This window comes from Thiohalobacter thiocyanaticus (genome assembly GCF_003932505.1).
Classification (GTDB): Bacteria; Pseudomonadota; Gammaproteobacteria; order Thiohalobacterales; family Thiohalobacteraceae; genus Thiohalobacter; species Thiohalobacter thiocyanaticus.
In genome coordinates, this window is record NZ_QZMU01000001.1 from 859,774 (window position 1) to 882,195 (window position 22,422).

General features: G+C 66.5%; 27 protein-coding genes. 7 read left to right on the forward strand and 20 right to left on the reverse strand.

All coding sequences use genetic code 11. From position 1 onward, the window contains the following. Window position 1: 1 nt before the first annotated feature. The 5 genes from D6C00_RS04005 to D6C00_RS04025 form a co-directional block, all read right to left on the reverse strand. A complete protein-coding gene (locus D6C00_RS04005) occupies window positions 2-271 on the reverse strand; it encodes an acylphosphatase (protein WP_125180417.1) in 270 nt (89 codons plus the stop codon). Further along, window positions 268-1,017: an efflux RND transporter periplasmic adaptor subunit gene (locus D6C00_RS04010; RefSeq protein ID WP_158675278.1), complete on the reverse strand. Its 750-nt coding sequence runs from the start codon at window positions 1,015-1,017 to the stop codon at window positions 268-270. Before D6C00_RS04010 ends, D6C00_RS04005 begins: the two co-directional genes overlap by 4 nt. Continuing rightward, a complete protein-coding gene (locus D6C00_RS04015; RefSeq protein ID WP_158675279.1) occupies window positions 1,014-2,345 on the reverse strand; it encodes a TolC family protein in 1,332 nt (443 codons plus the stop codon). The genes D6C00_RS04010 and D6C00_RS04015 overlap by 4 nt, the downstream gene beginning before the upstream one ends. 383 nt (window positions 2,346-2,728) lie before the next feature. Then, window positions 2,729-3,283 carry a thioredoxin family protein gene (locus D6C00_RS04020; protein ID WP_125180420.1) on the reverse strand — a complete coding sequence of 185 codons (555 nt, stop codon included), beginning with the start codon at window positions 3,281-3,283 and terminating at the stop codon, window positions 2,729-2,731. A 12-nt stretch (window positions 3,284-3,295) separates the two neighbouring features. Beyond that, complete coding sequence (locus D6C00_RS04025) at window positions 3,296-3,799, reverse strand: TlpA family protein disulfide reductase (RefSeq protein ID WP_125180421.1); 504 nt, start codon at window positions 3,797-3,799, stop codon at window positions 3,296-3,298. 181 nt (window positions 3,800-3,980) lie between these two features. On the opposite strand from D6C00_RS04025, the gene D6C00_RS04030 reads away from it, so the two are divergent. Continuing rightward, entirely contained in the window at window positions 3,981-5,582 is a 1,602-nt protein-coding gene (locus tag D6C00_RS04030; protein WP_125180422.1) for a PilZ domain-containing protein, read from the forward strand. 100 nt (window positions 5,583-5,682) lie between these two features. Here the strand turns inward: D6C00_RS04030 and D6C00_RS15980 are convergent, their stop codons facing one another. Further along, window positions 5,683-6,423, reverse strand: coding sequence for a LysM peptidoglycan-binding domain-containing protein (locus D6C00_RS15980; RefSeq protein WP_241546787.1), 741 nt, complete (start codon window positions 6,421-6,423; stop codon window positions 5,683-5,685). A gap of 196 nt (window positions 6,424-6,619) precedes the next feature. After that, a complete protein-coding gene (locus D6C00_RS04040; RefSeq protein ID WP_241546788.1) occupies window positions 6,620-6,937 on the reverse strand; it encodes a DUF4398 domain-containing protein in 318 nt (105 codons plus the stop codon). Window positions 6,938-7,128: 191 nt separating this feature from the next. Between D6C00_RS04040 and arsC the strand changes: the two genes are divergently transcribed. The 3 genes from arsC to D6C00_RS04055 are packed head-to-tail and all read left to right on the forward strand — an operon-like array spanning window position 7,129 to window position 8,452. Further along, window positions 7,129-7,488, forward strand: a complete 360-nt coding sequence (arsC, locus tag D6C00_RS04045; RefSeq protein ID WP_125180423.1) for an arsenate reductase (glutaredoxin) — start codon at window positions 7,129-7,131, stop codon at window positions 7,486-7,488. Further along, entirely contained in the window at window positions 7,485-8,084 is a 600-nt protein-coding gene (gene wrbA / locus D6C00_RS04050) for an NAD(P)H:quinone oxidoreductase (protein ID WP_125180424.1), read from the forward strand. Before arsC ends, wrbA begins: the two co-directional genes overlap by 4 nt. Window positions 8,085-8,086: 2 nt before the next feature. Beyond that, window positions 8,087-8,452, forward strand: a complete 366-nt coding sequence (locus tag D6C00_RS04055) for a DUF2069 domain-containing protein (protein ID WP_125180425.1) — start codon at window positions 8,087-8,089, stop codon at window positions 8,450-8,452. A gap of 115 nt (window positions 8,453-8,567) precedes the next feature. Here D6C00_RS04055 and hda read toward each other — a convergent pair whose 3' ends face one another. The 4 genes from hda to D6C00_RS04080 form a co-directional block, all read right to left on the reverse strand. Beyond that, entirely contained in the window at window positions 8,568-9,278 is a 711-nt protein-coding gene (gene hda / locus D6C00_RS04060) for a DnaA regulatory inactivator Hda (RefSeq protein WP_206609500.1), read from the reverse strand. A gap of 6 nt (window positions 9,279-9,284) precedes the next feature. Further along, on the reverse strand, window positions 9,285-10,898 hold the full coding sequence (locus tag D6C00_RS04065) for an AI-2E family transporter (protein ID WP_241546789.1): 1,614 nt from the start codon (window positions 10,896-10,898) through the stop codon (window positions 9,285-9,287). Between the two features lie 8 nt (window positions 10,899-10,906). After that, entirely contained in the window at window positions 10,907-11,245 is a 339-nt protein-coding gene (locus tag D6C00_RS04075) for a hypothetical protein (protein WP_125180427.1), read from the reverse strand. Between the two features lie 117 nt (window positions 11,246-11,362). Next, complete coding sequence (locus tag D6C00_RS04080) at window positions 11,363-11,977, reverse strand: DUF2066 domain-containing protein (RefSeq protein ID WP_125180428.1); 615 nt, start codon at window positions 11,975-11,977, stop codon at window positions 11,363-11,365. 115 nt (window positions 11,978-12,092) lie between these two features. On the opposite strand from D6C00_RS04080, the gene purM reads away from it, so the two are divergent. From purM to D6C00_RS04095, 3 genes are all read left to right on the forward strand, one after another. Beyond that, entirely contained in the window at window positions 12,093-13,136 is a 1,044-nt protein-coding gene (gene purM / locus D6C00_RS04085) for a phosphoribosylformylglycinamidine cyclo-ligase (RefSeq protein WP_241546790.1), read from the forward strand. Window positions 13,137-13,153: 17 nt separating this feature from the next. Next, window positions 13,154-13,810 (forward strand): phosphoribosylglycinamide formyltransferase, encoded by a 657-nt coding sequence (gene purN, locus D6C00_RS04090; protein WP_125180430.1) that lies wholly within the window; start codon window positions 13,154-13,156, stop codon window positions 13,808-13,810. Between the two features lie 271 nt (window positions 13,811-14,081). Then, window positions 14,082-14,831 carry a DUF3108 domain-containing protein gene (locus D6C00_RS04095; RefSeq protein WP_125180431.1) on the forward strand — a complete coding sequence of 250 codons (750 nt, stop codon included), beginning with the start codon at window positions 14,082-14,084 and terminating at the stop codon, window positions 14,829-14,831. Between the two features lie 92 nt (window positions 14,832-14,923). Here the strand turns inward: D6C00_RS04095 and hisC are convergent, their stop codons facing one another. From hisC to D6C00_RS04140, 9 genes are all read right to left on the reverse strand, one after another. Beyond that, entirely contained in the window at window positions 14,924-16,015 is a 1,092-nt protein-coding gene (hisC, locus tag D6C00_RS04100) for a histidinol-phosphate transaminase (protein WP_125180432.1), read from the reverse strand. A gap of 10 nt (window positions 16,016-16,025) precedes the next feature. After that, window positions 16,026-17,327, reverse strand: a complete 1,302-nt coding sequence (hisD, locus tag D6C00_RS04105; RefSeq protein WP_125180433.1) for a histidinol dehydrogenase — start codon at window positions 17,325-17,327, stop codon at window positions 16,026-16,028. 144 nt (window positions 17,328-17,471) lie between these two features. Continuing rightward, entirely contained in the window at window positions 17,472-18,113 is a 642-nt protein-coding gene (gene hisG, locus D6C00_RS04110; protein WP_125180434.1) for an ATP phosphoribosyltransferase, read from the reverse strand. A gap of 104 nt (window positions 18,114-18,217) precedes the next feature. After that, window positions 18,218-19,477 (reverse strand): UDP-N-acetylglucosamine 1-carboxyvinyltransferase, encoded by a 1,260-nt coding sequence (gene murA, locus D6C00_RS04115; RefSeq protein WP_125180435.1) that lies wholly within the window; start codon window positions 19,475-19,477, stop codon window positions 18,218-18,220. Window positions 19,478-19,503: 26 nt separating this feature from the next. Continuing rightward, a complete protein-coding gene (locus tag D6C00_RS04120) occupies window positions 19,504-19,749 on the reverse strand; it encodes a BolA family protein (protein WP_125180436.1) in 246 nt (81 codons plus the stop codon). A gap of 100 nt (window positions 19,750-19,849) precedes the next feature. Beyond that, entirely contained in the window at window positions 19,850-20,155 is a 306-nt protein-coding gene (locus D6C00_RS04125; RefSeq protein WP_206609501.1) for an STAS domain-containing protein, read from the reverse strand. Continuing rightward, the gene (mlaD, locus tag D6C00_RS04130) at window positions 20,152-20,628 is read right to left on the reverse strand and encodes an outer membrane lipid asymmetry maintenance protein MlaD (RefSeq protein WP_125180437.1); all 477 of its coding nucleotides are present in this window, start codon (window positions 20,626-20,628) and stop codon (window positions 20,152-20,154) included. Before mlaD ends, D6C00_RS04125 begins: the two co-directional genes overlap by 4 nt. Before the next feature lies 1 nt (window position 20,629). Continuing rightward, complete coding sequence (gene mlaE / locus D6C00_RS04135) at window positions 20,630-21,412, reverse strand: lipid asymmetry maintenance ABC transporter permease subunit MlaE (protein WP_125182357.1); 783 nt, start codon at window positions 21,410-21,412, stop codon at window positions 20,630-20,632. Between the two features lie 12 nt (window positions 21,413-21,424). Beyond that, on the reverse strand, window positions 21,425-22,252 hold the full coding sequence (locus D6C00_RS04140) for an ABC transporter ATP-binding protein (protein WP_206609502.1): 828 nt from the start codon (window positions 22,250-22,252) through the stop codon (window positions 21,425-21,427). Between the last annotated feature and the right edge of the window lie 170 nt (window positions 22,253-22,422).

Genomic DNA, 22,422 nt, shown 5'->3' on the forward strand with positions numbered 1-22,422 from the left:
CCTAGCCCACCCTGAAGTCTTCCTGGTCCACCGGCTCCACATCATCGCATTCGACCGCCGTGACGCGGGCACCGTCCGGACCCTCCCACAGCCAGTTCACCAGGGCACGCACCGCATCGACCGGACCGCAGATCAGCACCTCCACCCGACCGTCGGGCAGATTGAGGGCGTGGCCGCTCAGTCCGAGCTCGCGCGCCTGGCGCTGGGTGGTGGCACGGAAGAACACTCCCTGCACCCGGCCGCTGACATAACAGCGTCGCGCGACGATCATGGCCGGCTCACCCGTGCCGGCATGCCCGGCTGCAGGTCGGCGTTGTCCGCCGCGCTGAACCCGACCACCACCTCGGCTGCCCCGGAGCTGTCGGGGACAGGCCGGACCCGGGTGATCCGACCGGCGTAATCCGCCTCGCCCACGCGCACGCGGACGGCCTCGCCCACCCGGTAACCGGAGCCGGGCCCGGCCCGGACCAGCCAGCGGCCTGCCGGCAACAGTTCCAGCAGCGGCGGCGCCTGGTCGCGGCTCACCACCACCTGGCCCGGATAGGCGTGCAGCGCCAGGATACGGCCGGCCACCGGGGCCTCGAGCGCGCTCTTCTCCAGCTCCCAGGCCGCGCGGGTGCGGGCCGCCTGCGCCTCGGCATGGGTTGCCTCGGCGGCCAGCATGGCGTTTTTCGCCAGCTGCAGGTCACGTTCCGACATCACGGTGCGATCGAACAGTTCCTGCGCCCGCTCCCATTCCCGCCGGGCCTCGGCCCGCACCTCTTCCTGCTCGGCCAGGACCGCCTCGGCCCGGCGCAGCTCGGCCCGGTAGACGCGGGCATCCAGCGCCAGCAGGCGGGCACCGGCCTCGACCCGGTCACCGGAGGCCACCGCCACCGTCTCGATCACACCGGAGACAGGCAGGCTGAGCACCTGCGCCGGCCCCGACTCAAGCCGGCCTTCCAGCCCCTGGGCGCCCGCGTATCCGGCTGCGAACAACACCACCAGACCGATCAACCGGTAAGGCATCATGCTCATTCTCCCTCCTCCCCGGGCGCGCGGGCCTGCACAGACAAGGGTTCCTGTCCCCGCAGGGCATCGAGCTGCGCCCATGCCAACAGCAATTGATAATCCACCTGCGCGGCCAGCAGCCGGGCGCGGGTCGACTCGACCATGGCATCGCCCAGATCGGTCTCGACCTCCAGCTCGTACAGGGAGCGGCTGCGGTCCAGATACAGGTCGCGATAATCCTGGCGGGTCCAGGCCTCGTCACGCTGGGCCTGCAGTACCTGGATCCGCTCGAACAGATCCACCAGGCGCTGACGCAGCTCGAGCTGACGCCGGGCCAGCTCCGCCCGCGCCCGCTTGAGTTCGCCCCGGGCCCGGGCGACCCGGGCCTTGACCGTCCCGCCCGTGAGCAGGGGCACCTCGAGGATCACCGAGGCACGCCACTCGTCGCGGGAACCGAAGTCCTTGGCATACTCGGCGGCCTCGACCTCGCCGGTGAGCAGCGGGCGGCGGCCGGCACGCGCGGCCTCCAGCCGCTGCAGGCCGGCCTCGACCCCGGCGCGCGCGGCCCGCACGGCCGGATTGTGTTCCAGCACCCGGGCCTGCAGCGCCTGCAACCCGGGCAGTTCGCGCTCGATCGCAGCCAGGGACGGAGGGGTCAGGCTGCTCGGCAGCTCTCCCGGCCGCCCCAGCGCCTCGGCCAGCCGGACCCGGGCGGCCCGCTGGTCGGCCTGGGCCCGGTAGCGCCGGATGCGCACCTCCTGATACCGGGTCTCCTGCTCCAGCAGTTCGACATCGGACACCTGGCCCAGCTCGTGGCGGTCGCGTATCTCGTCCAGGTTCACGAACACGATGGCCATGGCCTCGTTCTGCACCAGGAAGGCGAGATCGGCCAGCAGCACGTCCAGATAGCTGGCGATGATATCCAGCCGCTGCCGGTAGGCGGCATCCAGATAGGCCAGTTCGCGTCCCGCATGGCCGGCCTCGGCCGCCGCCACGGCGGACCGGGTGCGGCCGAAATCGTACAGTTGCTTGCTCAGCAGCAGGCTGGCACGGGAATCATCGCTGCCGGGTTCGGGTGCCAGCGGCGAGGGCTCGACATAGCGGCCTTCGGCGAAGGCCGAGGCCCGCAGGCCGGTCACCGCCTCGGCTGAGGCCTGCTCGGCCAGTGCCAGATCACGTTCGGCCTCGGCCAGCAGCAGATCGGGATGGTCCGGGCGGGCCGCTTCCAGGGCGGCCTGCAGGGTCAGGGGTTCGGGCAGGGGCGGCAGGGCGTCCGCATCACCCGCGTCGGCGGCCCCGGCCGGCGCGGCCGATGCCACGAGCAGCAGCCCCAGCAGGGGACGGGACAGGTACACGCGAAAAGGATCCAACAGGCAGTTCACTGGTGGTTTCAATGCGGCTCACTAATGAGAACGTAAGTTAGACGACACTCAGCCGTTGTGCGCTCACGTAGGCCAAGGCAGCGAAGCGCCGCTGTAGCACTCCTACAGCAAGCTTCGATAACACAGGCCTACGTGAGCACACAACGGCCTGTCCTTTTCAAAATCAGATTGTCAGGGGCTTCAAGCCGCGTCCACCTCGGCGTTGCGGCGCTTGGCAAGGGCTGGGCCATTCCCGGCGCACCGCGCCTTGATGCAGACGCGGCTTGAAGCCCTGAGTGTCGTCTAACTTACATTCTCATTAGTATGCTGGCATGCATGCCCGGGGGACGCAAACGAACGCGTCCCGGACAGGCGCCTCAGCCGCCACGCGCCTCGCTGCGGCGTTCGCGCTTGTAACGGGTGAAGGGCATCTCCCTGTAGACCCCGTCGACCACGTATTCGCCCAGCCACATGAATTCCTCGGCATCGCGCGTCGCGCCCGTGTAACGGGCAACCGGCTCACCCTCGAGATTGAAGAACACGAACACCGGCGTGGCGCGCACCCGGTGCTCCTCGAAGGCAAAGTCCTTCATGGCCATCTCGCGGCCGTCGAAATCCTTGATCTGGATATCGCCCTCGATGTCCACCGGAAAGATCAGGAAATGTTCCCGATAGTAATCCTGCACCGCCGCACGGTTCAGCACCATCTCCTTCATTCGATGGCAGAAGGGGCATTCGTCCATCTCGAAGAACATCAGGATCCCCGTCTTGCCCTCGTCCCGCGCCAGCTGCAGTTCCTCGCTGAAATCCCCGAAGGTCTGATCAAAGAAATACTCGCCGGGATCGCGCAGCTCCCGGGCGCCGGACAGCCCCGGCAGCAACAGCAGGGCTGCAGTGAGTGACAATATCCTGTACCAGTACTTATGCATCATCGATCCGTCTCTTTACTGTGTTTGCAGCCGTGCGGAAGCCCGCTCGGCCTGTTTCTGCTTGATGTAGTCCTCGAGCACCTCGTCGGTTATCCCGCCGATCTGGCGCGCGACCGGCTCACCCTCCGGCGAGATGATGTAGGTCGTGGGCAGGCCGCCGACGCCCAGGCGCTCATGCGCCGGGCGCATGTCCTCGGCCTGCAGAATGGGGTAATTGATGGAGTGCTCCTCGGTAAAGGCCCGCAGCTGCGGTTCCGGGATGTCCTCGTAGTTGATCCCGATCACCACGGCATCGCTGTCGTGATGACGCTCGTGGAATTCGACCAGATCCGGAATCTCCTCCAGACAGGGCGGGCACCAGGTGGCCCAGTAATTGATCACCACCCACTTGCCGCGGAACTCCGACAGGGTACGCGCCTCGCCATCAAGATCACGCAGCGAGAAATCGACCGGCTCGGCCCGCGCAGGCGATGCGGTAAAAACACTGACTGCCATCAGCAGTGCTGCAAAAAGTCGCATATTGAATAATCCCGTCAATTGACACTGGCAGGTGCGCAAAGCGCACCGTTACCCTCAGAGACGCGCGAGGCCGCCAAAAGTTTCCATTTCTCCGGCAGGTCGCGCAGGTTTATACCCCACGGATGCTTGAAAGGCCACCGCCAAATACTGAATAATCCATAAAATTACCTGTGGAGATCCCATGTTGCTGCCCGTACCGCCGCAATCGCCCCTGCCGGGCGTCGACACCCGCACCGGCACGGTCCGCAAGTGGATCGACCAGCTGGCCTACACCAATACGCTGGACACCAGCCATCAGCTCATCGGCCGGTTGCGTGACCTGCATCATCAGCCGCTCGATGCCGCGCACCGGCATGAACTGCTGCTGAGTTTCCTGGAAGCCTTCCAGCGACTGCATGAACCGCTGCGGCGGTCGCCGCCCGCCACGGAGGATCCGCTCGCCGCCTCCAGGCTGCACACCCTGGACCGGCTGACCGAAGAGCTGCTGATCGGTTTCAAGTACGTCATCAACGATGCCCAGCAGGAACGTCACCTGCTGCGCAAACCCAGGCATCTGTACCAGGCCGTGACCCTGGCCATGCACCTGATCGCCCTGTTGCTGGCCACCCGTTACCAGAGCTACCTGCCCACCGACACCCAGCTCTGGCGCGAGGCCGGGACCCTGCTGCGCTACTGCCGGGAGCATGCGCTCGGCCCGCAGACCATCACCACGCCCCTGCCCTTTGCGCAGGGGCGACTCGACGGCCCCGGCAGCTATGCCCTCATGGCCTTCATGCGTCTGAGCGATCCCTTCCGGCTGCCGCACGGAACCCTGTGGGACTGTTTCGGCTTCCTTTCCACCCGGATCCGGCACAGCGGCCTGCGGGCCGAGCCGCGCGCACCCGACAGCCCGCAGGCGCGGGCCGTATGCATCGACTGCGAACCCGCGGAATGGCACCAGGAGCCGCCGGCGGATGCCGATCCGGCGCGCTGGTACTGGCTGGATCCGGCCCCGCTGCTGGAGGCCATCGATACCGGCATCCAGGCCCTGGACCAGGGCACGCCCCCGGCACAGCTCGGCCTGTCCGAAGCCATCGGCCGACAGGATGCGCGCCAGCTGCTGCAACGGCTGCAGAGCCTGTATACCAACCCCCCGCAGCGCAAGCTGGCACGCTTCGATTCGGATCAGACCGTGCAACTGGCGGTAGGACTGGAGGCCTGTTTCTACCTGCACAACCGGGGCGTGGCCTTCGACCCGCGCGACTACCTGGAACCGGACGACGAGGAGGCGATCGAAATCGGCCTGGACCAGGGCCCGGCCCAGGCCACAACCGCAGCCAGTTACCAGGCCTATCGCTGCAGCCTGCTCAACCGCGGCGCGGGCGGACTGGCGGTGCAGCTGCCCCTCGAGGGCCCGCCCCGGATCCGGGTCGGGGAAATCCTGGCCGTCAGCCTCGCCGGATCAGACGCGGATGACCCGCAGTGGCTGATCGCCACCGTCAGATGGCTGGTCCGACAGCCGCATCACCGCGAGATGGGCCTGCAGTACATCGCCCGGGAGGTCAGCCCCTGCGCCCTGCGACCGGGCCGGGACAGCCAGGGCGCTTCCCTCCAGCCTGCGCTGGAGACCAGCATCACGCACAATGACGCCCGCTACAATCTGCTGATCACCGCCAAGGGCATGTTCCGCCCGCAGCGCACGCTGGAGCTGCTGCGGGGCACCCAGCTTGAAGCTGTCCAATGCACCCAGCTGGTGGAATTCACCGGACTCTACGAACGCTTCTGCTACAACCCTCTCGCATAGGCCGCGCCGGACCGACCAGGCCCTGTGCCTGCGCCTCCGTGACGCCCCCAAAAAAACGGGGCCTTGCGGCCCCGTCCGGTATCGCTTCTGAACGCGGGTCTTACCTGACGCGCAGTCCACCGAGGTAATCACGATCGGAGGCTTCCACCTCGCCGATCGACCAGGCGCCGCGGGTCTTGGCGTGGTCGACGGCGGCATCAACCTCGGCGGCGGAGGGATTGCGATCGATCGAGAACTCCTGGCCGGGATGAATCAGGTCGGCATCCTGGATCTTGTCGCTGTTTGCCTTGTAGATCAGCGGCCACTGGTAGGGATTGTTGTAAATCTCCGGTTTGGCGGAAATTCCCCACAGGCTGTCGCCCGGTTCCACCGTGTACTGGATGTTGGCGGAACGCACCTCGGCCAGCAGAGCACTCAGGAGGTCATAGGCACGCTTGCCCTCGCCCTGGGTGATGGCGGTCGCACCGCTGTCCATGCGCCGCTTCTGATCACTGCTGAGGCTGTAGCCGCGCAGCTCGGTGAGCATGGGCTTGGCCTTTTCGAGATAGTACTGGTTGACGGCGTCCTCGGCCTGCTCGCGCACCTTGTTGGCGAGCTTGATGGCGGTGGCGTCATCACCTTCCTTCGCGGCCTTCTCGGCAGCAGCGTAGTATTTTTCGGTATCCCGCCAGATCCAGTCGTGCGCCTTGGCATTGTCCATGGCGGCGCTGGCCGCATCCAGGGCCTGGGTGACGGCCGCGCTCGGCCCGGTGTCGGCCGGCTCCTGCTTGGGCTGGGTGGCACAGCCGGCCATCAGGCCGACGGCCAGCAGAGAAATGGACAGGTACTTGGCGGGGAGCATGGTCTCATAACTGACATCTCCAGAAACTGGTGGTGGGATGGTTTGATTTGTTGGTGATTGATTCCATTGCCGAAATCATTGTCGGATGACGGTACCCGGGCGCGACATGAATGTCAATCCAGCCCAGCCGGTCCGCGGATTCCATGATCCCGCGCAGGATTCCCTCAATTCCCGAAGACGCAGTGAAGCACCGGATTTATTCCCGCGGCCGCTGCTGCATGCGCTCCAGGGCAAGCTCCCGGGCCTCCCGGGCCGCTGCGCTGGCCAGTTCGGCCTGTTCCCGTGCCCGTTCGTAGTCATGCGCTGAAAGCGCCTGCTCTGCCCGTCCCAGATACGCGCGGGCATTGGCCAGGGTGTCGCCGGCATATTCCTGCGCCCCGGCCTCCTCTGCAGCCAGCAGCGCCTGGCGGGCATCGCTCATCTCCTGCACCGGCGCCATGGCACAGCCCGCCAACAGCAGCGCCATCAGCAGGGCACGGGCAAGCCATCGGGGCAGACACCATAATCTCAGCACGTAACCATTCATCCGCCTGCATCGCCGGCCTGTATGCCTGGCCGGGTCGACATCATTGAACTACCTGTTTTACCAATGAGAACGTTAGTAACGATGCAAGCTACACCGGGCACCGGAAAGCGTCAAGAAGATCAGCGGCGGCTTTGTTAGAATTCAGGCCTGTAAACAAGGCACAACCGGAACGAGCGAATATGACGAATCATACAGTGATCTATCACAACCCGCGCTGCAGCAAGTCCCGCCAGACCCTGCAACTGCTGGAACAACAGGGCGTACAGCCGCGGATCATCGAATACCTGAAAACACCGCCCGACCGGACGGAGCTGGAACGCATCCTGAAACTGCTCGGCAAGTCGCCGCGCGAACTGATGCGCACCCGGGAAGCCGAGTACAAAACCAGCGGCGCGGACGACCCCGCGCTGAGTGATGACGAACTGATCGACATCATGCTGGAGCATCCGAAGCTGATCGAACGGCCCATCGTGGTCACCGCAACCGGCGCGGCCATCGGCCGCCCGCCCGAAGCGGTCCTGGAGATCATCGACCAATGACCGAAATCCTGGTGCTCTATTACAGTCGGCATGGGGCCACGGCCGCCATGGCCCGGCAGATCGTGCGCGGCATCGAACAGGTGTCGGGGGCGCAGGCCCGTCTGCGCACCGTGCCCGCCGTGTCCACCGTCTGCGAGGCCAGCGAGGACAGCATCCCGGCCGAAGGCCCCCCCTACGCCACCCACGCCGACCTGCGCGAGTGCGCGGCACTGGCACTGGGCAGTCCCACCCGCTTCGGCAACATGGCCGCGCCGTTGAAGTACTTCCTCGACAGCACCAGCAGCCTGTGGCTGGAAGGCCGGCTGATCGGCAAGCCGGCGGCGGTGTTCACCTCCACCTCCAGCCTGCACGGCGGGCAGGAGACCACCCTGCTGTCCATGATGCTGCCGCTGCTGCATCACGGCATGCTGCTGCTGGGTCTGCCCTACAGCGAAAGCGAACTGCTGCACACCACCACCGGCGGCACGCCCTACGGCCCCAGTCACCTGGCCGGTGCGGACAGCGACAGACCGCTCAGCGATTCCGAAACCGCCCTGTGCCGGGCCCTGGGCAAACGGCTGGCGGAGACGACCCTGCGGCTGCAGGCCGGCACCTGAACATGGCGCCGGCTGTGTGGCAGCGGCTGTTGCTGGCCGGGCATCTCGGCACCCTGGCGGTGCTGGTGGCCTGGTATGGCTGGCTGTCGCCTTCGGCACAGCTGCCGACCGCGCTGGTACTGCTGGCGCTCGGTGTGCCGCTGCTGCTGCCGTTGCGTGGTCTGCTGCACGGCCGGCGCTACACCGTGGCCTGGAGCCTGTTCCTGGCCATCGCCTACTTCGCCCATGCCCTGGTCGAGCTCTACAGCAGCCCGGCCGACCGGCTCTATGCCGGGATCGAGCTGATGACGACTCTCACCTGGTTCGTGGCCGGGATTGGGTATGTGAGATCCACCAGGGACGAGGGCCGAGGTTCCAGGGACGAGTAACGTAGGTCGGGTTAGCCTGCAAGGCGTAACCCGACATGCCGCGGCGGGTGTCGGGTTACGCTGCGCTAACCCGACCTACGTACTGCAGAAAAACCTGTAAAGGTTTTTCTACGTCTCACGTCTCACGTTCCAGCACCTGCTTGATGAACGGAATGGTCAGGCGCCGCTGCGCCTGCAGCGACACCGTGTCCAGCCGCTCCAGCAGCGCGCACAGACTGGCGAGGTCACGCGGATAACGTTTGATCAGGTAGCCGGCGACCTCATCCGGCAGATCCAGGCCGCGGCCGCTTGCACGCAGCTGCAGCACCCGGATGCGGTCGGCATCGTCCAGCGGCCGCAGGCCGAACACCAGCCCCCATTGCAGACGCGAAACCAGGTCGGGCAGCATGAAACCGCACTGGTCCGGCCGCGACTGCGCGGCCAGCAGCAGCCGTCCGCCCTGCTGCCGGACCCGGTTGTAGAGCGCGAACAGGACTTCCTCCCACTCACGCCTGCCGGCCACCTGCTCGAGGTCGTCCAGTGCCAGCAGGTCGATGCCTTCCATGCCCTCGGCCAGTACCGCCGGCGACGGCAGCTCCGGCGCGGCCAGGGACAGGTAGAAGGCCTGTCCGCCCTGGCCATTGACCTGCTGCGCGGCTGCCATCAGCAGGTGCGACTTGCCCTCTCCGGGGCGGCCCCAGAGAAAAAAGCTCCCCGATTCGCGCTGTTCAACGAAGGTCTGTAACTGCTGCAGCGACTCCCGGTTCGGTCCGGGATAAAAATTCGCGAAGCGGGCGCGATCCGGAAGACGCAGCTGCAGGGCGAGTTGCTGCAGGGTCGTGGCCATGACGATTCAGGCTTCCCGGTACAAGTCGCTGTTCAGATACCGGGCGCGCAGTTCACGCACCCCCACCATGATCACGGCAGCCGCGGGCAGGGCCAGCAGTACCCCGACGAAACCGAACAGGGCCCCGCCGGCCATCACGGCGAAGATCACCGCCACCGGATGCAGACCGATGCGATCGCCGACCAGGTAGGGTGTCAGGAGGAAGGATTCCAGCAGCTGGCCGACGCCGAACACGGCCAGCACCCCGACCAGCGGCAGCAGCTCCTGGAACTGCATCAGAGCCGCGCCGCCGGCCAGCAGCACGCCGACGATCACGCCCAGGTAGGGCACGAAGCTGACCAGCCCGGCCAGCATACCGAACAGCAGCGCCAGATCCAGCCCGACCCAGTACAGACCGATGGCATAGACCGTGCCCAGCGCCAGCATCACCAACAGCTGGCCGCGCAGGAAGGCCGCCAGGGTGCTGTCGGTCTCCCGGGCCAGCCGCGTGACCTGCGGCTCGATGGCGCGCGGCAGCAGTTCATGGATACCGGCGATCAGCTGGTTCCAGTCGCGCAGCAGGTAGAAGGTCACCAGCGGAATCAGCACCAGATTGGCCAGCACGCCGAAGATCACCAGCCCGGAGCTGGACAGGGCCTGGAACAGCCCGGCGGCCACCCCGCCGGCCTGCTGCCAGTGCGCGGCCAGCGCCTCACGCAGGCGCTCGACATCCAGGCCGCCGCCCGGTTCGCTGTCGAACAGACCCGCCACCAGCGGCAGCAGGTGGCGCTGCCCCCAGTCGAGATAGGTCGGCAGCCGCTGCACGAAGGCCCGGATCTGGGATTCCAGCACCGGGATCAGGATCAGGATGGCCAGCACCAGCGCCCCGAACAGCAGCACGAACACCAGGGTGACCGCGAGTGTGCGCGAGATCCGCCCCGCCAGGCGGTTAACCAGCGGATTGCCCAGGTAGGCCAGCAGCGCTGCGCTCAGGAAGGGCGTAAGCACCGGACCGAGCAGGTAGATCAGCCCGGCCCCGATCAGCGCCAGGACCAGCAGCAGCCAGAAACGTTCATGCTTCATGGGAAACGCCCCGTGCCGCGCTTGCTGTTCCAGGCGCGCCAGCTCCAGGTCCAGACATAGTCCGCGCCACTGAGCACGGTGGTGGCCAGCACCGTATACACCAGGTACGTCAGCCAGGCCGCCGGCACCAGGCCGATCTGCGCGCCCAGGGCGATCAGCACCAGCAGGATCTGGGCCAGGGTGTTGATCTTGCTGATCACCGACGGCTCGGCCTCCAGCGCGGCAATGCGCACATGGTAGACCACCGCGCCGCCGAGAGATCAGGTCACGCGCCACCACCACCACCGCCAGCCAGACCGGGATCACGCCCAGCCCGCCCAGGGTCAGGTAGCAGGAGATCAGCAGCAGCTTGTCGGCCAGCGGATCCAGCAGCCCGCCCAGGCGGGTGGTCCAGCCGTAGCGTTTGGCCAGAAAGCCGTCCAGGCCGTCGGAGGCGCCGGCGACGAGAAACAGCAGCAGGGCCAGGCCGAACTGCTCGCGCAGCAGCAGCAGCACGATCGGCGGCACCAGCAGGAACCGGAACACCGTGATCAGGTTGGGGATGACGCTCGGACGCATCGCTCACCTCAGCGGGGCGTGAGCCGGTAGACCGGTTCCGGCGCCGCGGCATCGCGTTCCAGCACGCGACCGATATCGAGCAGGCGTTCCAGGGTCTGGCGTTCACCGTCCAGGGCCAGCAGCAGATCCAGGTCATTGCCCTCCACTGCCAGCACTTCCACGTCGCGCACCGGCGTGAGCTTCGCCAGGTAATCCAGAACGCGGGCATAATCGTCCAGCGACAGCACATCCCGGACCCGGATGCGCTCAACCTGCTCGGCGGCACCCAGCGCGCGCACGGCCAGGCGCAGGGCCAGGCGGTCGGCGGCCAGGTGCAGGCCTTCGGCCAGGGCCTCTGAGGCATTCACACCGGTGCTCTGCCATTGCCATAAACAAGCCGGTCCTGCCGATATGCAAGGGTCAACGCCGCGGCCACCAGAGCCGCCGACGCCGGACTGAGCCGTCCTGCACACCAGCTGGGGATGTTAACATGCGCGAGGCGGCCACAACGGTCTCGTCCCGAGAAACCGCCCCATACATCGGCCCAATAGCCACCGGCCATGATCCTCCCAGATTCCGCATCGGGAACAGCCCGGCAGGCCGCGTTGTCGCGCGCCAACCCGCACAGCCATCTTCGGCAGGGGATGTTCGCTGTCGGCCGCGATCAGGCGCCGCTGCTCGCCGCCCACGGCCAGCCACAACAGCAAGGGAGGCCGTTCCCGGCCCCACACGGGCAGTCCCTGTTCGCGCAGGACCCGTTCCACGGCGCTGCCGTCGAAGCGCACCTTCAGCTCCAGCGCTCCGGAGCCGGGCGCCCCGGCATCCAGATAGTGGAACTGCTGGACATACTGTTCCGGCTGCGCGAGCAGGGCCTCGATGCCGACCAGGCGGGCGGCATCGCGCTCCCCGGTCACGCGCACCAGCAGTCGGGTCATGGCCTGCCGCAGGGCCTCGGCCCGGGCCGCATCGGAACGCTCCGCCACCGGGACCTGAACCTCGTACATGTTATCGACCGCCCCGGCCGGAGCGCTCAGCAGCGCGCCGAGCAGGGCCAGGACCAGCAGCAGGGTCCGGGCGGGTGACAGACGGTATTCACTCATGGTCTTGTTTCCGATCAGGATCGTCTCGTATTGGGGACCGGTTGCGCGGTACAATAGCACAAATGCATTCGCGGCCCGTCCCCCGACGGCACGCCCCCTACTGGAGATCGTCGCAGTGAGTTCCCGTTCCCCCGAAGGCCCGCTCAGCTACAAGGCTGCGGGCGTGGACATCGACGCCGGCAATGCCCTGGTCGAACGCATCAAACCCGCGGTCAGGGCCACCCGGCGCGAAGGTGTGCTGGGCGGACTCGGCGGCTTCGGTGGACTGTTCGAACTGCCCCGGGACAAATACCGTAACCCGGTGCTGGTCTCCGGCACCGACGGCGTGGGCACCAAGCTCAAGCTGGCCATCGAAACCAACCGCCACGACGGCATCGGCATCGATCTGGTGGCCATGTGCGTCAACGACATCGTGGTCACCGGCGCCGAACCGCTGTTCTTCCTCGACTACTACGCCACCGGCCAACTGGACGTCGACACCGGCGCGGCCGTGGTCGAGGGCATCGCCGCCGGCTGTCGCCAGGCCGGCGCGGCGCTGATCGGCGGTGAGACCGCCGAGATGCCGGGCATGTACAGCAGGGGCGACTATGATCTCGCCGGCTTTGCCGTCGGCATCGTGGAGAAGGACAGGATCATCACCGGGGAGACCGTCCGTCCCGGTGATGCCCTGCTGGCACTGGGGGCCAGCGGGCCGCATTCCAACGGCTACTCGCTCGTCCGCAGCGTCCTGGAACGCACCGGCGCCGACCTGGCGCAGCCCCTGGGCGACGCCACGCTGGGCGATGCCCTGCTGGCCCCCACCCGCATCTATGTCAGATCCATTCTGGCCCTGCTGGAGCAGGTCGAGGTGCGGGCGCTGGCGCACATCACCGGTGGCGGACTGCCGGAGAACCTGCCGCGGGTCCTGCCCGCCGGCTGCCGCGCCCGGCTGGACGCCGCCAGTTGGGACTGGCCCGAGGTGTTCCGCTGGCTGCAGGACGGCGGCGACATCGCCGAGGCCGAGATGTACCGCACCTTCAACTGCGGCGTGGGCATGGTGATCGCGGTGCCCGCCGACCAGGCTGACACCGCGCTGGCATCCCTGCAGTCCAGCGGCGAACGGGCCTGGCGCATCGGCGAGATCGCTGCCGGCGAGGCCGCGGTCGAATTCAGCCGCTGAGCCGGCGCGCCCGATCCATGTCAGCACCCGCCGGCAAGCTGCCCATTGTCATCCTGATCTCCGGCCGCGGGAGCAACCTGCAGGCCATCATCGACCAGGCCGTGAGTGGCGGGTTGCCGGTCGAGATCCGCGCCGTGATCAGCAATGTCCCCGGCGTCCATGGACTGGAACGCGCCCGCCAGGCCGGCATCGAGACGCAGGTACTGGACCACAGGGGCTTCCCCGACCGCGCGACCTACGACCGCGCCCTGATGGAACTCATCGACGGCTATGCCCCGGGCCTGGTGGTGCTGGCCGGCTTCATGCGCATCCTGACCCCGGACTTCGTGCGCCACTATGCCCGGCGGCTGCTCAACATCCACCCCTCCCTGCTGCCGCGCCACCGCGGCCTGAACACCCATGCCCGGGCGCTGGAGGAAGGGGATGCGGAACACGGTGCCAGCGTGCACCTGGTCACCGAGGAACTCGACGGCGGGCCGGTGCTGATCCAGGCGCAGGTTCCCATCCGCCCCGACGACGACCCCGACACCCTGGCAGCCCGGGTGCTGGAACAGGAGCATCGCCTGTACCCGGAAGCGATCCGCTGGTTCGCCGAGGGGCGGATCGATTTCGATGGCGAGCAGGTGCGGCTGGACGGACGGCCGCTGACCGAGCCGGTGCGGCTGGAGACATAGGCTTACCGCTTGACCCGGCAAGAGCAAAGAGCGCCACGGAATACACGGAAAGCACGGAAATTTTTTAATGCGAATCCGTTTTGTTTGCAAGTTGGGTTGGTGCAGCGTGACCTGACAGTTTTGGCACCAATGTCGGGTTACGCCCTACGGGATAACCCGACTTACGTTCCCTGCATTATTCTTGTCCGTGCTTTCCGTGTATTCCGTGGCGCTCTTGATCTTGTCCAGGCGGCAACCTGACAAAACCAGCCCGGCCGCATACACTCAAACGATGCGCCCGCATCCACGCCATAGTCTTTCCCGTGCCCGCCTGCCGCTGTGGCTGTGGCTTGCGCTGCTCCTGCTCCCGCCGGCCGCAGCCGCGGACGAACTGCCCTACCCCGCCTTCACCGCCCTGTACCGGCTCTACGTCAACCAGCTCGCCATCGGCCATCAGGAGATCACCCTGGTGGCAGACCCGGACGGCGGCTACCGCTACAGCGCCAAGACCGATTCCGTCGGCATCGCCGCCCTGCTGCGCGACGACACCCTGCGCGAGCTGAGCCGCTTCGACTACCACGACGGCCGCATCCGCCCGCACGAGTATGAATATCATCATGAGCGCAAGGATCAGGAGCGCCACGTCCGGATCCATTTCGACCACGCGAGCGGACAGGTCGTCAACGATGTCCAGGGCGAGCGCTGGCAGATGGAGATACCCGATGACGCCCTGGACAAGCTGGTGGTGCAGCTGGCCCTGATCCTGGATCTGCAGAACGGCAAACGGGAAGCGGAATATGCCGTCGCTGACGGAGGACACCTGAAGACCTTCCGCTTCCGGCTTCGCAGGCAGGAGAGCCTGCAGACCCCGGCGGGCAGGTTCCACACACTGAAGCTGGAACGACTGCGCGAGGATCAGGACCGCACCACCTACCTGTGGGTCGCACCCGACCTGGATTACCTGCCGGTACAGATCCGGCAGATCGAGCACGACAGCGGCCGGGAATATCTCAGCCAGCTGCTGACACGGGATTTATTATAACTGCAGATTCAAGATACAAGTTGCAAGATACAAGGCAAAACCCATTGACTTGTATCCTGCAACTTGCATCTCAGGCCCGCAGGGCCTGTTCGTCACAAATCCAGAATCTCCTGCATCGCCGCGATGAAGGCGGCATTCTCCTCCGGCGTGCCCACCGTCACCCGCAGGCAGTCGCTCAGCATGCCGCCGGCCGGGCTGAGGTTCTTGATCAGGATGTTGCGCTCGCGCAGCCCGGCAAAGATGGCGTCGGCCTCGCCGGCGGCGGTGCGGAACAGGATGAAGTTCGCCTCGGAGGGATACACCGTCAGGCTGGGCATGGCCGCCAGCGACTCGTGGAGCTGCGCCCGGTCGGCGCGGATCTGTTCGGTCTGGCCGTCCAGCACCTCGCGATGGTCCAGGGCGAACTCGGCGCTGGCCTGGGTCAGGACATTGATGTTGTAGGGCAGGCGTGTCTTGTCGATCTCGCCCAGCCACTCGGCGCGGCCGGCCAGCAGACCCAGGCGCAGGCCGGCCAGCCCCATCTTGGAGACGGTACGCATCACCAGCAGGTTGTCATAGTCGGCCAGGGCGGCCATGAAGCTGTCGCCGGCAAAGGCGGCATAGGCCTCGTCCAGCACCACCAGCCCCGGGGCGGCCTGGATGATGCGATGGATATCCCCGGCCTCGAACAGGTTGCCGGTGGGATTGTTGGGATAGGCCAGGAACACCAGGGCCGGCTGCTGCGCCTCGATCGCACTCAGCATGGCCGCGGTATCCAGGCTGAAATCGTCCTGCAGCGGCACGCCCGCGAAGCGCAGGCCCACCACCTCGGCGATCATGCGGTACATGACGAAGGTCGGCTCCGGCGCCAGGACCACCCGGTCGGGACCGGCGACGGCCAGGGCCAGCATCTGGATCAGCTCGTCGGAGCCGTTGCCCAGCAGCAGGTCCATACCCGCCGGCACACCCATTTCGGTCAGCAGCCGCTGTCTGAGGCGGGCGGCGGCCGGGTCGGGATAACGGTTGAGACTGACATGACGCAGCCGCTCCAACCAGGCGCCGACCAGCTCCGGCGGCCAGGGATAGGGATTCTCCATGGCGTCGAGCTTGATGCAGTTGCCCGGATCCGGGACATGATAGGCCGACAGCGCCCGGATCTCGGGGCGGATCAGCCGCTCAATCCTGTGTGAGAGGTCTTCGCTCATGCGCGCGCGGCTATTTCTTCACCCGGTACTCGGCCGAACGGGCGTGGGCGCTGAGCCCCTCGCCGCCGGCCAGTTCGGCCGCGGTCCGTCCCAGCGCGGAGGCGCCCTCGGCCGAGCAGTGAATGATGCTGGAACGCTTCTGGAAGTCGTACACCCCCAGCGGCGAGGAGAAGCGCGCCGTGCGCGAGGTCGGCAGCACATGGTTGGGCCCGGCGCAGTAGTCGCCCAGCGCCTCGGCGGTGTAGCGGCCCATGAAGATGGCGCCGGCGTGGTGGATCTGTCCGGACAATGCCTGCGGATCCGCCACCGAGAGTTCCAGATGCTCGGGGGCGATGTAGTCGGCCACCCGCGCGGCCTCGTCCAGATCGGCAACCTGGATCAGCGCACCGCGGCCGCCCAGCGAGGTGCGGATGATCTCGGCGCGGCCCATTTCGGGCAGGAGTTTGTCGATGCTCTGCCGCACCCGCGCCAGGAAGTCCGCATCGGGACTGAGCAGGATGGCCTGGGCGTCCTCGTCATGCTCGGCCTGGGAGAACAGATCCATGGCGATCCAGTCGGGATCGGTCTGACCGTCGCAGATGACCAGGATCTCGGAGGGACCGGCGATCATGTCGATGCCGACCGCGCCGAACACCATACCCTTGGCGGTGGCGACATAGATGTTGCCCGGGCCGACGATCTTGTCCACCTGCGGCACCGTCTCAGTGCCATAGGCCAGCGCAGCCACGGCCTGGGCGCCACCGAGGGTGAACACCCGGTCCACTCCGGCAATGGCCGCGGCGGCCAGCACCAGGTCGTTGCTCTCGCCGTCCGGGGTCGGCACCACCATGATCAGCTCACGCACGCCGGCGACCTTGGCCGGAATGGCGTTCATCAGCACTGAGGAGGGATAGGCCGCCTTGCCACCGGGCACGTACAGTCCGACCCGATCCATGGGTGTGACCTTCTGGCCCAGCACGGTGCCGTCGGCCTCGGTATAGGACCAGGATTCCAGCTTCTGGTGCTCGGCATAGGCGCGAATGCGTCCGGCAGCCATCTCCAGGGCGGCGCGACGCCCGGCCGGAATGCGCGCCAGCGCGGCCTGCAGGGCATCCGGCGCCAGTTCCAGCTCGGCCATGCCGGTAGCCTGCATGCGGTCGAACCGGTTGGTGTAGTCGACCAGGGCGGCATCGCCGCGGCGACGCACGTCCCCGAGGATATCGCGCACCGTCTGGTTGACCTGGTCATCGGATACGCCCTCCCAGGCCAGCAGGGCATCCAGCTGCGACCAGAAATCGGCGTCCCGGGTGGAGAGCTGCTTGATCTCGACCATTGCGGTTGACTCGAAAGTTAGGGAACCTCTGATTAATTACAAAATACCCGTCATTGCGAGCAAAGCGTGGCAATCTCGTAATGCAGAATCAACCGGTTGGAGATTGCCACGTCGCTGCGCTCCTCGCAATGACGGGAATGACCCTCAGCTGTTGCGTTGCTCCACCGCCTCGCCCAGCAGGCCGATGAAATCATTGATGGCGGTGTGCTTCATCTTCATCGCCGCCTTGTTCACCACCAGACGGGAACTGATGTCGGCGATGTGCTCCAGCGGCACCAGGCCATTGGCCTTGAGCGTGTTGCCGGTGTCGACCAGGTCCACGATCAGATCCGACAGTCCCACCAGCGGCGCCAGCTCCATGGAACCATAGAGCTTGATCACCTCCACCTGCCGGCCTTTGCCCGCATAGTGATTGCGCGCGCTCTGCACATACTTGGTGGCGATGCGCAGCCGGCCCGCGGCCTGGTCGCCGCCGGGCCGACCCGCGACCATGAGCCGGCAGCGGGCGATCTTCAGATCCAGCGGTTCGTACAGGCCCTGGCCACCGTGCTCGAGCAGGATGTCCTTCCCGGCGATGCCCAGATCCGCCGCGCCGTACTGCACATAGGTCGGCACATCGATGGTGCGGATGATGACGATCTTGACCTCGGGCCGGGTGGTATCGAGGATCAGTTTGCGGCTGGTCTCCGGGTCGTCGACCAGCTCGATGCCGGCATGCGCCAGCAGCGGCAGCGAATCCTTGAAGATGCGGCCCTTGGATACGGCGATGGTCAGTGGTTCGGTCATTGCGTCAGACTCTGTTTCACTCTACATGGCTCGGGCTGATTCAGGTGAGGAGTGAGGGAGTGAGGAGTGCTTAGGAATGGTTTTCCTCCTCACTCCTCACTCCCTCACCCCGGCACCCGCCGGATGCGGCCGCCCAGCTGGGTCAGCTTCTCCTCGATGCATTCATAACCCCGGTCGATATGATAGATGCGATCGACCTGGGTATCGCCCTCGGCCACCAGGCCGGCCAGCACCAGGCTGGCGGAGGCGCGCAGGTCGGTGGCCATGACCGGGGCACCGGTCAGCCGCTCCACCCCGCGGGTGATGGCGGTATTACCCTCCACCCGCACGTCCGCGCCCATGCGCTGCAGTTCCTGGATGTGCATGAAGCGGTTCTCGAACACCGTCTCGGTGACGGTACCGGTACCTTCCGCGACCGCGTTCAGGGCGGTGAACTGGGCCTGCATATCGGTCGGAAAGGCCGGATAAGGGGCGGTACGCACATTCACCGCCCGCGGCCGCCGGCCCTCCATGTCCAGCTCGATCCAGTCCTCGCCCAGGGTCAGCCTGGCACCGGCCTCGCGCAGCACCTGCAGCACCGCGTCCAGCACCTCCGGACGGGTGTCCTTGAGCCTGACCCGGCCGCGGGTGATGGCGCCGGCGACCAGGTAGGTGCCGGTCTCGATGCGGTCCGGCAGCACCCGGTAGTCGCAGCCGTGCAGCGTATCCACGCCCTGGATGCGGAGGGTGTCGGTGCCGGCGCCCTCGATCTGTGCGCCCATGCTGATCAGACATTCGGCCAGATCGATCACCTCCGGCTCGCGCGCGGCGTTCTCGATCAGGGTCTCGCCGCGGGCGAGTGCCGCGGCCATCATCAGGTTCTCGGTGCCGGTGACCGTGACCATGTCCATCACCAGCCGGTTGCCGTGCAGCCGCTCGGCGCGGGCACGGATATAGCCGGCCTCGACATCGATCTCGGCACCCATCGCCCGCAGGCCCTTGATATGCAGATCCACCGGCCGCGAGCCGATGGCGCAGCCGCCGGGCAGCGAGACATCGGCGCGGCCGTAGCGGGCCAGCAGCGGGCCCAGCACCAGGATGGAGGCGCGCATGGTCTTGACCAGATCGTAGGGGGCCTCGAACGAGTGAATGGTACCGGGGTCGGTCTCGATGACCATGCGTTCGTCCACCACCAGGCGCATGCCCAGACGGCCCAGCAGTTCCATGGTGGTGGTGACGTCATGCAGATGCGGCACGTTGCTGATGCGCATCGGCCCGTCGGCGAGCAGGGTGGCCGCCAGGATGGGCAGCACCGCGTTCTTGGCGCCGGAGATACGGATCTCGCCGTCCAGGCGGCCGTCGCCGGTGATGATCAGTTTATCCACGGGGTTTCCTGTTCAGAGACGGGCGCTTACTGCTCCGGGTTCTGTTCGGCCCACTGCTCGGGCGTGTAGGTTTTCAGCGCCAGGGCATGGATCGCGCCCTGAAAGCCGTCACCCAGCGTCCTGTAGACGGCCTGGTGCTGCTTGACCATGTTCATATCGGCGAAGCTGGGGCTGATGACAGTGGCCTCGAAGTGGTCGCCGTCGCCGGTGACGATGGCCTCGGCGTCCGGAAGACCCTTCTCGATCAGTTGCTTGACGTCTTCAGCTTGCATGGCTCTGGCTCCAATTGATGCGGGTACAGGGCGGGCCATGATAACGGCTTTTGACGGCCAGGGTAATGGCGGACGCCGCGGCCGGCAGGCCCCGGCGGACTCAGTCCCGCGCCAGCGGCAGGATCTCGTCCAGGCTGCTGACCCGGGCGATGTCCAGCATCTGGGCCGGCATGTTGAGCAGGCGCAGCGGCTTGTCCAGGCGCCGGGCCTCGCGCATCCATTCGATGAGCAGGGCCAGGCCGGCGCTGTCGGCCCGTTCCACGCCGCTCAGGTCCACGTCCAGTTCAGCGGCCGCGGCGAACAGGGGAGCGGCCTGCTCCTGCAGTGCCGGCACCGAGTAAAAGCTCAGATCGCCCTCCACCCGCAGCCTTGCGTCGCCTTCGGGACGGATGCGCGCCTGACTCACTTCTCCTTGTCCCCGCTGGCCTGGCTGTAGAGGAACTGGCCGATGATCTGCTCCAGTACCAGCGCCGACTGGGTCAGGCGGATCTCATCGCCGGGCTCCAGCACCTCCATGGCCCCGCCGGGTTCGAGCGCCACGTACTGCTCGCCCAGCAGGCCGGCGGTGAAGATCTGGGCCGAGGTATCACGCGGGAACTCGGCATAATCCTCATCGACGGCCAGCTCCACCACCGCCTCGAAGGTGCTGATGTCGTATTCGATACCGGTCACCCGGCCCACCCGCACCCCGGCTACCGAAACCGGCGCGCGCACCTTCAGGCCGCCTATGTTGTCGAAGCGGGCCTCCAGGGTGTAGGTGCCATTGCCCTGACCCAGGGTACTGAGGTTGCTCACCTGCATGGCCAGCATGAACAGGGCCGCCAGCCCCAGGGCCACGAACAGCCCGACCCAGATTTCCAGCACACGTGTACGATCCATATCAGACTTCCCCGAACATCAATGCCGTGAGAACAAAATCCAGCCCCAGCACCGCCAGTGCCGAGTGCACCACCGTGCGAGTGGTGGCCCGGCTCACCCCCTCCGAGGTGGGTACCGTATCATAGCCTTCGAACACCGCGATCCAGGTCACCACAAAGCCGAACACGATGCTCTTGACCACACCATTGTAGATATCCTTCTCCAGCTCCACGGCGGACTGCATCTGCGACCAGAAGGCGCCCTCGTCCACACCCAGCAGGTTGACCCCGACCAGGGAGCCGCCGTAGACCCCCACGGCGCTGAAGATGGCCGCCAGCAGCGGCATGGAGATGAAACCGGCCAGGAAGCGTGGCGCGATCACCCGCTTGACCGGATCCACCGCCATCATCTCCATGCCGGAGAGCTGCTCGGTGGCCTTCATCAGACCGATCTCGGCGGTGAGCGCCGAGCCGGCGCGGCCGGCGAACAGCAGGGCAGTGACCACCGGCCCCAGCTCGCGCACCAGCGACAGGGCGACCATCACGCCGAGCGATTCCTCGGCGCCGTAATCCACCAGGGTGCGGTAGCCCTGCAACCCCAGCACCATACCCACGAACAGCCCCGAGACCAGGATGATCAGCAGCGACAGGACACCGACCGAATAGATCTGCTGGACCAGCAGCCGCACCCGCAACAGCAGACCCGGCAGCCCGGCAAGCACATGCAGCAGGAACAGGTTGCCCCGGCCCAGCCGGTTGAAAAAATCCAGCCAGGCGCGGCCCAGCCGCTGCAGGGTATCGAGCAGCCCCGTGAACACTCAGCCGGCCTCGTCCAGCAGATCGTCGAGATACTCGCGACCCGGGTAATGGAAGGGCACCGGACCGTCCGGCAGACCATGCATGAACTGGTTCACCCAGGGCGACTCGGAACGGTTCAGCGCCTCCGGCGGGCCGTGCTCGACCACCTTGCCGTCGGAAACGACATAGATGTAATCGGCGATCGAAGCCGTCTCCTGCACGTCGTGGGAGACGATCACCGAGGTCAGGCCGAGGGCGTCGTTGAGCAGCCGGATCAGCTGTACCAGCGCGCCCATGGAAATGGGGTCCTGCCCGGTGAAGGGCTCGTCATACATGATCATCATGGGGTCGAGCGCAATGGCGCGGGCCAGGGCCACGCGCCGGGCCATGCCACCGGAAAGCTCGTTGGGCAGCAGTTCGCGTGCCCCGCGCAGGCCCACAGCCTGGAGCTTCATCAGCACCAGGTCGCGGATCAGGCGTTCATCCAGGGCGGTGTGTTCGCGCAGCGGGAAGGCGACATTGTCGTAGACCGACATGTCGGTCAGCAGGGCCCCGCTCTGAAACAGCATGCCCATGCGCTTGCGCAGCTCATACAGGGCGGTGTGGCCGAGCTTCGGCACCTCCCGGCCATCGACCCGGATGCTGCCGGCATGGGGTTTGAGCTGTCCGCCGATCAGCCGCAGCAGGGTGGTCTTGCCGGTGCCGCTGGGGCCCATGATGGCGGTGATCCTGCCGCGCGGAATATCGAGATCCACGCCGTCGAAGATCCAGCGCCGGCCGCGCGCGAACCGCAGGCCGCGGACCCTGACCAGGATGGCCGCGTCGTCTTGTTCTTGTGTCTCGATCACGGGTGATGATGATCCCTGTTCGCGCCCTTGCGGCGAATTCAACGGCGATTGTACCAGCAAAAAACCCGGCGAATTTACCACGTCCTGCCACCGCCTGTCGCGGCGGGCCGCCGAACGGATTTGGTACGGCAGGACGATCGGGTATGATTGGCCCTCACAACCGGGGATGG